14 protein-coding genes and 1 pseudogene are annotated in these 13,193 nt (G+C 57.4%); 13 read left to right on the forward strand and 2 right to left on the reverse strand.

Translation table 11 applies throughout. From position 1 onward, the window contains the following. Positions 1 to 374: 374 nt before the first annotated feature. On the reverse strand, positions 375 to 1,286 hold the full coding sequence (locus IEI95_RS08020; RefSeq protein ID WP_060716662.1) for a ribokinase: 912 nt from the start codon (positions 1,284 to 1,286) through the stop codon (positions 375 to 377). A gap of 138 nt (positions 1,287 to 1,424) precedes the next feature. Here IEI95_RS08020 and IEI95_RS08025 point away from each other — a divergent pair, with 138 nt between their 5' ends. The 9 genes and pseudogenes from IEI95_RS08025 (at position 1,425) to IEI95_RS08065 (ending at position 9,117) form a co-directional block, all read left to right on the forward strand. Further along, entirely contained in the window at positions 1,425 to 2,180 is a 756-nt protein-coding gene (locus IEI95_RS08025; protein WP_060716661.1) for a FadR/GntR family transcriptional regulator, read from the forward strand. 29 nt (positions 2,181 to 2,209) lie between these two features. Further along, the gene (gene rpiB / locus IEI95_RS08030; protein ID WP_060716660.1) at positions 2,210 to 2,656 is read left to right on the forward strand and encodes a ribose 5-phosphate isomerase B; all 447 of its coding nucleotides are present in this window, start codon (positions 2,210 to 2,212) and stop codon (positions 2,654 to 2,656) included. Positions 2,657 to 2,669: 13 nt separating this feature from the next. Next, on the forward strand, positions 2,670 to 3,614 hold the full coding sequence (locus IEI95_RS08035) for an NAD(P)-dependent oxidoreductase (RefSeq protein WP_420094381.1): 945 nt from the start codon (positions 2,670 to 2,672) through the stop codon (positions 3,612 to 3,614). Continuing rightward, the gene (locus tag IEI95_RS08040) at positions 3,611 to 4,288 is read left to right on the forward strand and encodes an amino acid ABC transporter permease (RefSeq protein WP_060716658.1); all 678 of its coding nucleotides are present in this window, start codon (positions 3,611 to 3,613) and stop codon (positions 4,286 to 4,288) included. The genes IEI95_RS08035 and IEI95_RS08040 overlap by 4 nt, the downstream gene beginning before the upstream one ends. A gap of 10 nt (positions 4,289 to 4,298) precedes the next feature. Further along, positions 4,299 to 4,976: an amino acid ABC transporter permease gene (locus tag IEI95_RS08045; RefSeq protein ID WP_060716657.1), complete on the forward strand. Its 678-nt coding sequence runs from the start codon at positions 4,299 to 4,301 to the stop codon at positions 4,974 to 4,976. A 21-nt stretch (positions 4,977 to 4,997) separates the two neighbouring features. Next, complete coding sequence (locus IEI95_RS08050; protein ID WP_060716656.1) at positions 4,998 to 5,723, forward strand: amino acid ABC transporter ATP-binding protein; 726 nt, start codon at positions 4,998 to 5,000, stop codon at positions 5,721 to 5,723. 25 nt (positions 5,724 to 5,748) lie between these two features. Then, entirely contained in the window at positions 5,749 to 6,552 is an 804-nt protein-coding gene (locus tag IEI95_RS08055; protein WP_060716655.1) for a transporter substrate-binding domain-containing protein, read from the forward strand. Between the two features lie 155 nt (positions 6,553 to 6,707). Beyond that, positions 6,708 to 7,511 (forward strand): transporter substrate-binding domain-containing protein, encoded by an 804-nt coding sequence (locus IEI95_RS08060; RefSeq protein WP_081088927.1) that lies wholly within the window; start codon positions 6,708 to 6,710, stop codon positions 7,509 to 7,511. Positions 7,512 to 8,240: 729 nt separating this feature from the next. Then, positions 8,241 to 9,117 (forward strand): annotated as a pseudogene (locus IEI95_RS08065) (IS630 family transposase). A 175-nt stretch (positions 9,118 to 9,292) separates the two neighbouring features. On the opposite strand, the gene IEI95_RS08070 reads toward IEI95_RS08065, so the two are convergent. Next, complete coding sequence (locus IEI95_RS08070) at positions 9,293 to 9,529, reverse strand: hypothetical protein (protein WP_060716654.1); 237 nt, start codon at positions 9,527 to 9,529, stop codon at positions 9,293 to 9,295. A gap of 291 nt (positions 9,530 to 9,820) precedes the next feature. Here IEI95_RS08070 and IEI95_RS08075 point away from each other — a divergent pair, with 291 nt between their 5' ends. The 4 genes from IEI95_RS08075 (at position 9,821) to IEI95_RS08090 (ending at position 13,184) form a co-directional block, all read left to right on the forward strand. Continuing rightward, positions 9,821 to 10,042, forward strand: coding sequence for a hypothetical protein (locus IEI95_RS08075; protein WP_060716653.1), 222 nt, complete (start codon positions 9,821 to 9,823; stop codon positions 10,040 to 10,042). A 10-nt stretch (positions 10,043 to 10,052) separates the two neighbouring features. Then, entirely contained in the window at positions 10,053 to 10,253 is a 201-nt protein-coding gene (locus IEI95_RS29605) for a methyl-accepting chemotaxis protein (protein ID WP_060716652.1), read from the forward strand. Between the two features lie 88 nt (positions 10,254 to 10,341). Further along, complete coding sequence (locus IEI95_RS08085; RefSeq protein ID WP_234823942.1) at positions 10,342 to 10,764, forward strand: helix-turn-helix domain-containing protein; 423 nt, start codon at positions 10,342 to 10,344, stop codon at positions 10,762 to 10,764. A 248-nt stretch (positions 10,765 to 11,012) separates the two neighbouring features. Beyond that, a complete protein-coding gene (locus tag IEI95_RS08090) occupies positions 11,013 to 13,184 on the forward strand; it encodes a putative bifunctional diguanylate cyclase/phosphodiesterase (protein ID WP_060716650.1) in 2,172 nt (723 codons plus the stop codon). Positions 13,185 to 13,193 lie beyond the last annotated feature (9 nt).

Raw genomic sequence — 13,193 nt, forward strand, 5'->3', positions numbered from 1 at the left:
GTCGGCCGACACGTCGATAAACTTGCCCGTTCCATCATTCTGCCACGCCCGAGGCTGCAGAGGAACAAATTTAGGGACCTGGATCGCGCCAACGAGAAGATCCGGTGCGCCATCATCGTTCCGATCGAGAATAGTTCCTGCCCAGCTTGAAAGTGTGTTCTTCGGCAATCGGGCATTGGTCTCGTCCTGAAGCGCCCGTTGCCATCGTTAATGAAAAGACGTGTCTACGGATCCTAGTCCCAACCCATGTTATTGCTGGTGATGTTGGAAAAACAGGATGTCCGGGTGACCGCCTTGTTCACGTCCGCGACTTTCACACCGCGTGTTTCCATGCGGAGATATATCGACCACTGATTGTCTCGAAAAAAGCGTCGTCACTTCCGATCGAGAAGGGCAGCATCAAGCGATGACGCCGCTGGCATTGACGTTTGAGCGCCATGCTTCAGGCAAGCGAGGGAGCCGGCCGCCGCTGCACGTCGTAGTGCTTGCGGGAATGATTTTCCCTGATCTAGACTGGCTGCCAGGTAGCCGCAGAAGGTATCGCCGGCGCCGACCGTATCGACGGGCTCTATCGTCAGGCCTTCGGCGGATAGGATCTCGTTCCGGCGAATAGCAACGACCCCAGCCGCTCCAAGCGTGACGACAATCGTCTGTCCGGAATGCCCATAGAGTGCTTTGAGTGCGGACATGGATGCGGCCCGATCCTCAATCGTTTGTCCGGTCAGCAATCCGAACTCGCTCTCATTGGCGACGACGATATCGGCCAGCATTGCGAGCCGTGCCGTCTCGGCCGTGAAGGGGGCGATGTTCAGCATGGTGACGATGCCCTTTTCCCGGCTTGCCATGAGCGCTGTTTCAGCGCTGTCCGCCGATATTTCCATCTGGAGAAGGAGAATGTCCCCAGACTTCATCGAAGCGACCAATGAGCGCGCCATGTCCGGCGTTACCAGCGCGTTGGCGCCCGGCACTACCGTGATCATGTTCTGCCCCGACGCGTCGACGAGGATGATCGCCGTGCCGGTCGCAGCCGGCTGGGTCTGGACCCCGGAAAGGTCGACCGATGCAGCATTCAATTCGGCAAGTGCTGCGGCCGCGAATACATCGTCGCCGACCGCTCCGACCATCTTGACCGCACTGCCGGCAAGTCGGGCTGCAAGCGCCTGATTGGCGCCTTTGCCCCCTGACGTTGTCGCGAATGACTGTCCCGCCACGGTTTCGCCGGGGCCGGGTATGCGCTCTGTCCTGGCAACCAAATCCATGTTGATGGACCCCAATACGCATATCATCGTCTTCTCTCCTTCCTTCCTCGGTTGCCGCTACGACGCCGACCTTCCGAGCTTGATTTCGGAGCCACGCCAAGACACCGCTTGACGGAGGCGTTGCTGTGGCTATATGAGTGGTCATACCACGGTATGGACAATTAAATGACCGACAGCAAGACTATTCGTCGTGAACCGCAAGAGGCAGGGGCCCACAATCGAGTGGCAGCGTTTCTGCGAGACCAGTTGTTGTCGGGTGAACTGAAGGCGGGGGACTGTCTTTTGCCCGAGCGAGAGCTGGCAGCTCACCTGAATGTCAGTCGCCCCGTTCTTCGCGAGGCGTTGCGAGCCTTGTCAATGATTGGTGCCGTCGAGATCAGGCACGGGGTCGGCACGATCGTCCGGCGTCCCGATGCCACCGCGCTAGGTGATGTCTTCAGCTTCATGCTCGCCCACGGCTCGAACGTGACTGGCGACATCATGGAGGCGAGAAAGGCGATCGAGCATCACGCCGTGCGGCTTGCCTGCCAGCGAGCCACCGAGCAGGATTTCGCCAATGTCACAAATGCACTTCGACATATCGTCGCTACGATCGATAATCCGGAAGCTGGCGGCATCGCCGACTTCCAGTTTCACGAGGCGATCGTCAGCGCGTCCCATTCACCGACGCTCGTCACGATCTATGCGTCGATTTCCCAGCTGATGATGCGCTCCCACCTGGAGCGCCGCGAGAAGATCATCCGGGTCGAAGGAATAGAAGAGTTCCTGATCGATCACCATCGCCTGATCCTGGAGGCGCTTGCGGCCCGCGATCGCGTCCGGGCCGATGATCTGCTCCACCAGCATTTCGAAATCGGCGCCGATTTCCGGCGCCGTGCCAACCTGCACGACATTTCCATAGGAACCGGCGTTTCGGCCTAGTTTCCATTCAATCAAACGGGAGGATAATCATGAATATTGTCATCGGCAGCGATCACGCGGGTTTTCCGCTGAAGGCGGATGTCATCGCGGTGCTCGAAGAACTCGGCCATGTCGTAGAAGACATCGGCAGCTTCACGCAGGAGCCCGTCGATTTCCCGGATATTGCAGGCCTTCTCTGCAAGAAGGTCCGCGACGGAGCAGCCGAACGTGGCATCCTGGTTTGCGGCACCGGCGTTGGCGCCGCGATTGCGGCCAACAAGGTCAACGGCATTCGCGCGGCCGTCTGCCACGACGTGCATTCGGCCCATCAGAGCGTCGAGCATGACGATGTCAACGTCATGTGCATTGGCGCCAAGATCGTCGGCCCCTGGCTCGCTCGTGATCTCGTCGTCGCCTATCTCGAGGCGGAATTCGACCGCAACGAGGATTTTGTCCGTCGCGTCGAAAAGCTCACTGCCATGGAGCAGGCCAACTGACCGACACTGGCTCGTGACGCAGGGAGAGAGCGACATGACGAATCAAGATCTACCCAAACTGGCATTTATCGGACTGGGCGTGATGGGCCGCGAAATGGCGCTTCATCTTGCCGGCGCTGGTTATCCGCTGAGCGTGTTCGATATATCGTCCGCTGCGGCCGATGCTGTCGTGGCAAAGGGCGCGACACGCTGCGAGAGCGTGGCTGTGGCCGTCAAGGATGCCGAGATCGCCATCTCGATGTTGCCCAACACACCGCAGGTCGATGATGTCGTCAACCGCGACGGCGTGCTGGCCAACATGAAGAGCGGCAGCATCTTCATTGACATGAGCACGATCTCGCCGGAAGCCACCCGGGCGATGGGGGCGGCCCTTGCTGGACAGGGCATCACAATGCTTGATGCACCGGTGTCCGGCGGCCCGATTGGTGCCAAGAATGCGGCGCTTTCGATCATGGTGGGCGGCGACCGCGCGGCATTCGACCGTGCCGAGCCCGTGCTGCGGGTGATGGGAACGACGATCAGCCATGTCGGTGCGCCGGGTGCAGGTCAAACGGTCAAGCTGTGCAACCAGCTTGTCTGCGCGATCAACATTCAGGCCGTCTGCGAGGCGCTTGCCCTCGGCCGGGCAAGCGGCGTCGACCTGTCGCAGATGCGGGACGTGCTGCTCGGCGGCTCGGCCTCGTCGTGGATGCTCGAAAAGCTCGGCCCCGCGATGATCGCAGGCGATGCCGGCGCCGGCTTCCGCATCGACCTGATGCTCAAGGACCTTCGCCTCGTGCTCGAAATGGCCGGACAGAACGATGTCGCGCTGCCTGGCACTTCACTCGTCACCGCACAATATGTGGAGGCCCGTGCTCACGGTGAGGGCTCGAATGGCAACCAGGCGCTGTTCCGGGTCTATGACCGGATGACGGGGCAGGACGCATCGCGCCTTCCGGTCATGGAAAATCAGTCATGACCCTCGATTTTTCTGTCGTCCTTCTCCGGTGGCAGATGCTGATCGACGGGATGGCGCTGACGGCTCAGCTCGCTCTGATCACGACGATCACCGGGTTCCTGATCGGCACGGCCTGCGCTATCGCGCGCCGGTCGGGCGGACCCGTGCTCCAGTGGGTCGCGGCAACCTATGTCGAGAGCTTCCGAAACACGCCGTTTCTGGTTCAGATCTTCGTGATCTACTTTGGCCTTTCGAGCCTGGGCTTCTCGTTCAGCGCGCTTGTGGTCGCGGTGATCGCGCTGACCGTCAATGTCGGCGCCTATACGGCCGAGATCATGCGGGCGGGTTTCGATTCGATCCAGAAGGGACAGTGGGAAGCCGGCGAATGCCTCGGGCTTTCGCCGGTGCAACTCTACTGGCATGTGGGACTGCGTCCCGCCATGGAGCGGGTCTATCCGGCTCTCACCAGCCAGTTCATCCTGCTGATGCTTGCCTCGTCGGTCACCTCGCAGATCTCAGCCGAGGAACTGACGGCGGCGGCGAATTTCATCCAGTCAGAAACGTACCGGCCTTTCGAAGCCTATATCGTTGTGGCGGTTCTCTATCTTTTTCTGTCGCTGGTCATGCGGGCCGTCTTCTGGGCGCTTGGCATGCTCATGTTCCCGCGCCGTCGCCGGCTCGGCACGCCGCTGTGAGGAGGGAACGATGACCACGGCATTCAATATCAACCATCTGCAGTTTCTGGTGACCGGAGCCTTCTGGACGCTTGTGCTGAGCGTCATGGCCTTCGTCGGTGGCGGACTGTTCGGCTTTCTTGTGGCTTTGGGCAGAATTACGCCGTCACGCACGGTTCGCATCTTCACTGGCGCCTATGTCCAACTGATCCAGGGCACGCCACTACTCGTGATCATGTTCATCATCTACTTCGGCCTGCCGACGCTCGGTTTCTCCATCACGCCGCTATTTGCCGCTGGCCTGTCTCTGACGATCTATGTCAGCGCCTATCTGGGCGAGATCTGGCGAGGTTGTCTGGAATCCGTGCCCAAGGCGCAGTGGGAAGCGGCGGAATGCCTGGCGCTGTCGAAGATGCAACGCATGTTCAAGGTCATCCTGCCACAGGCGGTAAGGATCGCGACCCCACCGACGGTCGGTTTCAGCGTCCAGATCGTCAAGAATACATCGCTCGCGTCAGTCGTCGGTTTTGTCGAGCTGACGCGCGCCGGGCAGCTCATCAACAATTCCATCTTCGAGCCCTTCCTCATCTATCTCGTCGTTGCAGCCCTCTACTTTTGCCTCTGCTTTCCGCTGTCGGCATTCAGTCAGAAGCTCGAGCGGCGGGGTCCGAGAATGCGGACGACGGTTAAGCCAGCGACACAAAGCTGAAGAGTTTGAGGGAGGCAGAGCATGCCAATGATTGCACTGAATGACGTGAGGAAGAGCTTTGGCGCGATCACCGTGCTCAAGGGTGTAACATTTTCCGTGGACAAGGGGCAGGTTGCAGCACTCATCGGTGCCAGCGGCTCAGGTAAGAGCACGGCTCTGCGCTGCATCGATCGGCTGGAGGTGATCGACAGCGGTGAGATCACGGTGGCGGACCACAGGGTTCACGATCCGAACCTCAATCTGAGAAAGCTCAGGCTCGACGTCGGCATCGTGTTCCAGAGCTACAATCTGTTTCCGCACCTCACGATCGAGGAGAACATCTTGCTCGCGCCGTGCTCGGTCAAGAAATTGCCGAAGACACAGGCCCATGAGCTGGCTCTTGCTGCACTTGAGAGGGTGGGCCTATCCGACAAGGCCGACAATTATCCCGAACAGCTGTCCGGTGGACAGCAGCAGCGAGCCGCTATCGCCAGATCGCTGGCGATGGAACCGAAGGTCATGCTGTTCGACGAGGTGACGTCGGCGCTCGATCCCAAGCTGACCGGCGAGGTGTTGCGCGTCATCGAGAAGCTCGCCGAAAGCGGCATGACCATGATCATGGTCACCCATGAAATGAACTTCGCACGCAAGGTGGCGGACCGCGTCATCTTCATGCATCGCGGCCTTGTCCACGAGGAAGGCGATGCCGGGATGCTAAGTGCTCCGCAAACATCGGAGCTGCAGGAGTTCCTGAGCCACGATCTGTAATTTTCATCAAACCGGAGGAATAAAGATGAAATTTCTGAAAACGCTTGCACTGGTTGGTACAGTAGGTGCTGTTCTAGCAAGCCAGTCGCTGCCGGCATCCGCCGACACCTTTGCCGACATCCTGGCCGCAAAGAAGATCCGCATCGCAACCGATCTTGCCATCCCGCCGTCTGGCATGCTGGACGCGAACCTCAAGCCCGTCGGTTCCGACGTGGAGACGGCCCAGCAGCTGGCCAAGGATTGGGGTGTCGAGGTCGAGTTCGTCCAGACGACGGGCGCGACCCGTATTCCGAACCTGCAGACCAACAAGGCGGATATCGTCATCTCCACCCTGTCTGTCACCCCGGAACGCGCCCAGGTGATCGATTTCTCGAAGCCCTATGCTGGCCTCCAGTCCGTCATCGCCGCGCCGGCGGCCTCGCCGATCAAGGATTGGGCCGATCTCAAGGGGCAGGCCATCACTGTGACCCGCGGCACGACCCAGGATACCGAGCTGACCAAGATGGCGGCCGAGCATGGCTTCACGGTGACGCGTTACGACGACGATGCGACGATGGTGACAGCCGCCGTATCCGGCCAGGCCAAGTTGATCGCGACCTCCGCCACGCTGGTCAAGCAGGTTCATGACAAGAACCCGACGCTGGCCTTTGAGCCGAAGATCACCATTCGCGTGCTGAACCTCGCGATTGGCGTTCGCAAGAACGAACCAGAACTGTTGGCGAAATTGAACGAATGGGTAGCTTCAAACCTTCAGAACGGGAAGCTCAACGAGATCTATCAGAAGTATCACGGCACGCCAATCCCGGCGGAGATCGTCAACCCAAAGTGACAGCGACCAAGTCGCTAGCGACTGCGGTGGTTGGGTCTGGAGGAGTGATTTTGCCACCGTGAATTCCGAATGGACCCGGAAGCCTTGCCATTGCGCAAGGCTTCCGAGGTTAAATTCCTAAAGCCGTCAACAAGAGAAAAAGTGGAGGAGAACGCATGGCAATCCGAAAGACTTTGGCCATAATTGGCATTTTAGGAGCAATGGCTGTGACAGTCGCGGCCAAAGCGGCAGCAGACAGTTTCAGCGACATCAAAACGGCTGGCAAGATCCGCGTGGCGATTGATCTTGCCAGCCCACCGAACGGGATGCTCGATGCAGGTCTCAAACCTGTCGGCTCGGATGTCGAAACTGCCGAACTGCTTGCGAGAGACTGGGGTGTTCAGCTGGAACTTATCCAGACGACCGGCGCGACACGCATCCCGAACCTGCAGACCAACAAGGCAGATGTCGTCATCTCGACCCTGGCAGTGACTCCGGAGCGTAAGCAGGTCATCGCGTTTTCGAAGCCCTATTCCGGCCAGTTGTCTATGGTCGCTGCACCCGCTTCGCTGCAGATCAGGGATTGGACGGATCTGAGAGGCAAGGTCGTTACCGTGTGCCGTGGAACGACGCAGGATACGGACATGACGAAGCGGGCAACGGAGTTCGGTTACACGATCGCCCGCTATGATGATGAAGGCGCGATGGTGACAGCAGCTGTGTCGGGGCAGGCGACGATTGTCGCCTCCTCAGAAGCGCTGATCAAACAGATTGCGGTAAAGAGCAAAGGAAATCCGTTCGAGCCGAAATTTACGATCCGCGTCTTCGACCTTGCCATCGGTGTCCGGAAAAACGAGCCTGAGTTGCTCGCAGCACTCGATCAATGGGTTGCCGACAATCTGAAGAACGGTAAACTCAACGATATATACCAGCGCCACCATGGCCATGCTCTGCCGAAGGAAGTCGTGGAGCGAAAGTAAGATCTCTTGATGCGCCAACCGCCAATACGGTGGAGACAGAAATAGCCGGTCGACTAATTTTCAAAGCCGCCGCCGATATTGCGGCGGTAGTCAGATCATCGCACTTTCCTTACCTTGAACTCGGTTCTTATCCATGAAAGTCGAGCCACTCTGGCATACTTATGGCCGAAGTGAACTCAATCCATCGGTATGGCTGACTGCCCACCTTGCCGTCGCCTATGTGCGATTTTGCACGAGCGCGGCGTGGTTGCGACACCCAAACATTGTTGGCAATGAAGGGGAAATAGAGCGGACCTCACTCATTTCAGAGATCCTCTAGGTTGCTGTGCGCGACAATGCCGACTGGTTAACTTCTGTCGTCGCCGGCGCAATAAATTGGAAGTCATTCGTGTATCAGATCTTTGCGATGCCTTTCCGGCGGGTCATTCAACCTTCCCCCTACAGCTCTAGTAGCTAGAAGTCGTTCAACGGCGTCCATTGTCCCAAGGGATCCATCATTAAAAATTTTGAGAGCGGAGAAAGGCGCTTTAATCTCGCTCCCCCACAACGGTAAACCGGCTTCCATGCTTTGGCGCTAGAGCGCGTCCGTTGAACGGAATCGTGTTGAGGATTCCCCTGACCCCCGAATTCTGGTTCAATCGCTCCGAATGGTGATTTGGTCGGAGGCAATATGCCCGAGCTTTCAGCGATGATCTGAGTAGTCGCGTTCTGGCTGCGTCACGGGATGGCATGTCGGCGCGCTCAGCAGCGACCGATTTGAGATTGGCATTTCGACAGCGATCGCTTGGATTGCGAGTGCGCGCGCTGGTCGGTTGAAGCCTGCGAAACAGGGCCGACGCGGCGGTTCGCGCCTCGATGCCCACGAGGACCTCATCGTCGGCATGATCAAAGAGGCGAAAGACATTACCCTCAACGAGATGGTCCTGCCATTGCGTGAGGGGAGAGCCGTCTCCATTGGCCGCAGCGCACTCGATGTCTGGCTGCGAAGGCGCGGCTGGACATTCAAAAAAGACCGCACATGCAGTGGAGCAGGAGTGTCCCGACCTCCTGAAGCGTCTCCGCGACTGGTTCGACGGCCAGTTCGATCTCGATCCGGCGCGGCTTGTCTTCATTGATGAAACCGGCCTGAGCACGAAGATGTCTCGGCTTCGCGGATGGGCCCGTTGCGACGATCGATGCCGCTCCCCGATCCCACACGGGCACTGGAAGACGACGACATTCACCGGGGCGCTCAGGCTCTCGGGCATTACAGCGCCTATGGTCCTCGACGGTGCGATGAACGGAGGCGCGTTCCAGGCCTTTGTCGAATAGGTTCTCGTTCGCATCTTGGCACCAGGCGACATCGTCATCATGGACAATCTGCCTGCACACAAGGCGGAAGGAGTGCGTCACGCAATCGAAGGTGCGGGATGCCGGTTACTCTACCTTCCTCCCTACAGTCCATACTTCAATCGAGAAGGCCTTCGCCAAGTTGAAGGCTGTCTTGCGCGCCAAAGCCGAGCGAACGGTCAAGGGCTTATGGAATACGGTCGGCCAGATCGTCACATTGTTCGAACCGCAAGAATGCGCCAACTTCTTCAAATCATGCGGATATGACCCCGAGTAAAACGGACACGCTCTAGATCCGCAGCACCGGTAATATCCCCTTCCAACATCACTAAGTCCAAACATCATCCGCCATTATAAAGTGCGAGCATGCCTGTCTTGGGCGCGTTGATGCCATCAGCTCAAACGAACCTTTGACGCTGAGACGTCATGCGGGCCTCAATACTGGCGTCACCTCATTGCTGTGCAGTGGGCCGTTCGAGCTCGATAACCTGAGCGCAAATCATCAGGTTCTGCGCAATTTCCCGGCACTGATCCGGCGTCATCGAAAACTGGACGGCCTGGGCGCATTTCCCCGGCTCACCGATCACCAGTTTTACGATGCAGGACATGCCTTGCTCGATGTAGCGACTGAACTCTTGTAGCGGCGGTCCAATAAGACGTCCGGCTTGATCGAGATCTGGAGGAGGCATGGTTGTGTTTCCAGGAGGCGTGACGATTCTGTTCCGTATTTGACCAGACGAACGTTAAATTTATAATTAAATGTCGATTAATGGAGATTGTGCGTATCGTGAAGTTTGCGATCGACGTGAATGGTCGCGTCGAAAACGTCGGTCAACTCGCCGGTGCCTGAAATAGTCTCGCCGATGGGGACCTGTCTCAGAAGATCGACAAGCCGTTTATTCCCTCGCACGAACAGCTGCGCACCGACTTTTATGCTGCATCTGACAAGCTGAAACGCGCCATGGCGAGGGTTGGCGACAATGCTCGGGGCTTCGGCCAGGTCGACAGAGACCCGCACCGCGGCGGATGATCTTGCAAAGCGGACCGAGCAGCAGGCAGCCTCGGTTGAGCAGACGGCCTCTGCGCTTGAGGAGATCACGACGACGGTAAAGGATTCCAGCCGCCGTGCCGAAGAAGGGGGCCAGTTAGTGACCCGAACCCGTGATCACGCCGAACATTCCGGCCAGGTGGTGGGCGTTTGACATCGGCGCCATGGACCAGATCGAAAAGTCATCGGGCGAGATTTTCAACCCATCGGCGTCATCGATGAGATCGCTTTCCAGACAACTGCTGGCGCTGAATGCAGGTCTAGAGGCTGCCCGTGCCGTCGATGCCGGCAAGGGCTTCGCGGTCGTCGCCCAGAAAGTGCGCGATGCGCGCGAATATTTCTCGTATCGCCATGTGCGGCAATGAGAGCCGGTTGTAGAGAATACTACCACGGAATATTCTCTACACCGCGCATCGTAACCTGCATATTTCACTGAACTGAATGGAGAGAGCCTTGGGATTTCCGAAAATACCACATGAAACCGACTTCGACGTTGGACAAAAAATCAAAGCCCGCAGACGTGCGATCGGGATGAGCCAGGAAACCTTGGGCAAAGCCCTCGGCATCACGTTTCAGCAAATCCAGAAGTATGAAAAGGGCACCAACAGGGTTGGCGCAAGCCGCTTGTCGAACATTGCCGATTTCCTCGCGGTGCCTATCTCATATTTCTTTCGCGACAATGATGAAAATTCTGAACGGTCATCCGAAAGCATGTCGCTCCCGGATGACGAAATCACGCGGTTTTTAGCCACCAGCGAAGGACAGGCGCTGAACAAGGCATTTGCCAAGATAAAAGTGAAAATTGTTAAACGCAGTGTCGTTGCTTTGACCAAGACGCTGGCGAAGGTCAACGATGAGCCGACAGAAGTGACTTAGCCCCGTTCCCGCATGATCGCGTTAGATCTGCTGGAAAGCTTTTGTTATTGCTACTGAATGAAATCTCGCTCTCACAAACAAAGTTCGTGCCAACCATTGGCAATTTAACTCGGACTTAAAACGCGGGGCACAAGAATAAAAACAGCGCGTACTTTCTTCAACCGATCCACGAGGGTCCTTTAGACGATTGTTTTCAGATGACGGGAACGGAACAGACCAGACTGCAGTATCTAAACAAAAGCGGTACCATGTATACGCCGCCGGCAGAGGGATTCGACGCCGTCGTTGGCCTTGTCTCGTCCATTCTCAGCATGCCCATCGCGCTGATTTGCCTTTTGGATGCGGAACAGGTCTGGTTCAAAGCCAAGCATGGGCTCGATTTCGACCGCGCGGCTCGCAAGCATTCGTTCTGCGACTATGTCGTCACCTATCAAGAGCCACTCATTTTGTCCGACACCCTCCAGGACCGGCGGTTCAGAAACAATGCCATCATGAAGGGGGCTCTCGGAATTCGCTTTTATGCCGGCGTTCCCTTGATCGAAAACGGCATTTGTCTCGGCAGTCTTTGCGTCATGGACCGGGAAGTGCGCGGATTTGAGGATGAGGATTTGAGGCGACTTGAGGGCTTTGCCACCATCGTTCTCGGGCTCCTGCGGGAACACCGTCAGGCATCGATCCTAAGGGAACAACAGCGCGAACTGCGTATCCGTCAAGCCCGGTTCGAGCAGACGGAACGATCGGCCAAAGTCGGAGGCTTCGAAATGGATTTGCTGACAGGCAAGTTCATCTGGTCCGATCAGATCTATCGAACCGTTGGGCTTCCCATTGGCATGCCTTTGACACGGAAAAAGGTGCTTGGCTGTTATGCGCCGGAAGAACGCGAGCACGTCGAGCGCCGGATCAAGGCTGCGATGGACGGAAACGGCGATGGCACCGATCGGGACTACCGAATCCTGACACCTGAGGGAGAGGAGCGTTGGGTTCATATCGTTAGCGACGTCGAGATGATCGATGGCGCGCCACGCCGCCTCTTTGGCATTTTGCAGGATGTCACCGAAAGATATCGGCAGGAACGCGGTCTCGTCCAAGCGGCGAACAGCGATGCCTTGACCGGCCTTGCCAATCGCGCCTGCTTTAAGGCGGCAATCGATCGTCAGATTAGTCAGGATCGTGCTGAGTTCGGGCTGTTACTGATTGATGTCGATCATCTCAAGGTCACCAACGACACGCTTGGCCATGGGGCAGGAGACGTTCTTCTCAAGGAGATCGCCAACCGTCTGGTTTCGCAAATGGGCAAAAAGGGAACTGTGTTTCGGGTTGGAGGAGATGAATTCGCGGCGGTGATCGAAAAGCCTGTCAGCAACCGCGGCATGACCATGATCGCGCGCGGATTGATTCGGGCCGTCTCCGAACCGATGACCTTCAACGGTGTGACCATCAATCCCAAAATCACTTTGGGAGGAGCGATCTGCGACGGTTGTACCGATGCGGAGGTTCTCTGCCAGAATGCCGATTTCGCGCTCTATCACGCAAAGCAGACAGCCAAAGGCACATATGTTCATTTCGAACTCGGTCTGAGAACGAAGATTTCCCGCCGACTCGCTGTCACCAATGAAGTTGAGGAAGCACTGGCAGAAAATCGCCTGTTTCCTTACTACCAGCCCATCGTCCGAATTCAGACCGGCGAGATCGTCGGTGTCGAAGCGCTGGTGCGCATGCGTCTTGCCGACGGTAGTGTGAGGGCTGCGGGCGATTTCCACGAAGCCCTGAAAGACGCCAGCATTTCGCATCGAGTCACCAGCCTGATGCTGGAAAAAGTCGCAAATGATCTGCGCAATTGGTATGATAGCGGCCTCAAACCTCTCCGCGTCGGCATCAATATCAGCTCATCCGACTTCTCACGGGGCGATCTCGAAAGCCGTATCGCATCGGCATTCGCGCGCTATGCTTTGTCGCTCGACAGCTTGCGGCTCGAGGTGACCGAAAGCGTGTTCATGGAAGGAACAGAAGAGGCTGTCGCCGCTACGCTTCAGCGCCTGCGCAAGAAGGGGGCTTCGGTCGCACTTGATGATTTCGGCACGGGCTACGCCTCGCTGACGCATCTACAGCGCCTGCCAGTCGATGTTATCAAGATCGACAAGAGCTTTATAGACACCATGCTGACAGATGCGTCTAGCGATGCAATCGTCGAACTCATGCTTGAACTGTCGAGGAAAATGGACTTGCGGGTTACGGCCGAAGGCGTCGAAACGATCGAACAGGCTATCCGGCTCGATGAACTGGGCTGTGCTTCCGGACAGGGATATCTTTATGCCCGACCAATGGATGCGTCTGCCATATACACTCTGGTTGCGACGACCGCCGGCAAGGAACATCAAGAGAGGCCGGCACTGCAAAAAGTTCGATGCTCGGTCTTTTAAAACAATAAT

The sequence above is a fragment of the Agrobacterium vitis genome (assembly GCF_014926405.1).
GTDB classification, from domain to species: Bacteria; Pseudomonadota; Alphaproteobacteria; order Rhizobiales; family Rhizobiaceae; genus Allorhizobium; species Allorhizobium vitis_H.

Bases quoted from the DNA above. Each gene is read 5' to 3' on its own strand.
- IEI95_RS08020 (WP_060716662.1), bottom strand. From the start codon at position 1,286: ATGATATGCGTATTGGGGTCCATCAACATGGATTTGGTTGCCAGGACA.
- IEI95_RS08025 (WP_060716661.1), top strand. From the start codon at position 1,425: ATGACCGACAGCAAGACTATTCGTCGTGAACCGCAAGAGGCAGGGGCC.
- rpiB (WP_060716660.1), top strand. From the start codon at position 2,210: ATGAATATTGTCATCGGCAGCGATCACGCGGGTTTTCCGCTGAAGGCG.
- IEI95_RS08040 (WP_060716658.1), top strand. From the start codon at position 3,611: ATGACCCTCGATTTTTCTGTCGTCCTTCTCCGGTGGCAGATGCTGATC.
- IEI95_RS08045 (WP_060716657.1), top strand. From the start codon at position 4,299: ATGACCACGGCATTCAATATCAACCATCTGCAGTTTCTGGTGACCGGA.
- IEI95_RS08050 (WP_060716656.1), top strand. From the start codon at position 4,998: ATGCCAATGATTGCACTGAATGACGTGAGGAAGAGCTTTGGCGCGATC.
- IEI95_RS08055 (WP_060716655.1), top strand. From the start codon at position 5,749: ATGAAATTTCTGAAAACGCTTGCACTGGTTGGTACAGTAGGTGCTGTT.
- IEI95_RS08060 (WP_081088927.1), top strand. From the start codon at position 6,708: ATGGCAATCCGAAAGACTTTGGCCATAATTGGCATTTTAGGAGCAATG.
- IEI95_RS08070 (WP_060716654.1), bottom strand. From the start codon at position 9,529: ATGCCTCCTCCAGATCTCGATCAAGCCGGACGTCTTATTGGACCGCCG.
- IEI95_RS08075 (WP_060716653.1), top strand. From the start codon at position 9,821: ATGCTCGGGGCTTCGGCCAGGTCGACAGAGACCCGCACCGCGGCGGAT.
- IEI95_RS29605 (WP_060716652.1), top strand. From the start codon at position 10,053: ATGGACCAGATCGAAAAGTCATCGGGCGAGATTTTCAACCCATCGGCG.
- IEI95_RS08090 (WP_060716650.1), top strand. From the start codon at position 11,013: ATGTATACGCCGCCGGCAGAGGGATTCGACGCCGTCGTTGGCCTTGTC.